General features: G+C 53.2%; 1 protein-coding gene. It reads left to right on the top strand.

Annotation, left to right across the window (positions count from 1 at the left end; genetic code table 11):
- Positions 1-265 (top strand): AMP-binding protein (locus ICL55_RS35035; protein WP_188106738.1); only part of this gene is annotated, 265 nt, incomplete at both ends.

Raw genomic sequence — 265 nt, 5'->3', positions numbered from 1 at the left:
GAAACCGTTGCTGAATGAAAACATATTTATTCTCGATGATAACACCCGGCTGGCGCCTGTAGGCGTAGCGGGGGAAATCTGCATTGGTGGCGCAGGCGTGGCCCGTGGCTACCTGAACCTGCCGGAACTGACAGCAGAGAGATTTATTGCGAATCCTGTCAATCCCGGTTCGAAGATATACCGCACCGGAGACCTTGGCTACTGGCTGCCTGACGGCAACATCGTGTTTGTAAGGCGGAAAGATGATCAGGTGAAGATAAGAGGC

This window comes from Chitinophaga varians (assembly GCF_014529945.1).
GTDB lineage: Bacteria > Bacteroidota > Bacteroidia > Chitinophagales > Chitinophagaceae > Chitinophaga > Chitinophaga varians.
Note: the sequence above shows the minus strand (reverse complement) of the source record. Positions and strands in the feature narration are given on the sequence as shown.